The following is a 314-nucleotide window of genomic DNA, read 5'->3' on the forward strand; positions in this document are numbered from 1 at the left end:
CAGCTCGATGATGTAATGGGTGACGCTGTGGTCCTCGAGGTTGCGAATGCGGTGTGGGCGCAGCGGGCCGCTGTTTCCGACCGTTTTGAACATCGCGAATCCCGGTGTGACGTTCAGGGAAAGTGACCATTCGGGATCGTCGAGGTCCTGTCCTTCGGCTTTCCCTGCGTCCGGCCATAGAACGAGGTGGTCGTGGTGATGCTGGTGGAAGTCGAACATGCCGCCGGGAGCCAGGGTCATGGACCAGACCCGTACGCGGTCGTTCTCGAACACCAGCGTGTCGCCCGGATTGGGCGGATAACGGTCATTTTCCA

The 314-nt window shown here is 60.5% G+C and carries 1 protein-coding gene; it reads right to left on the reverse strand.

Features of this window, described 5'->3' with window-relative positions; all coding sequences use genetic code 11:
• A partial coding sequence (locus tag AD72_RS37410; RefSeq protein WP_031470867.1) for a hypothetical protein occupies positions 1-314 on the reverse strand: 314 nt, incomplete at both ends.

The organism is Sciscionella sediminilitoris, from assembly GCF_000737195.2.
Lineage (GTDB): Bacteria > Actinomycetota > Actinomycetes > Mycobacteriales > Pseudonocardiaceae > Sciscionella > Sciscionella sediminilitoris.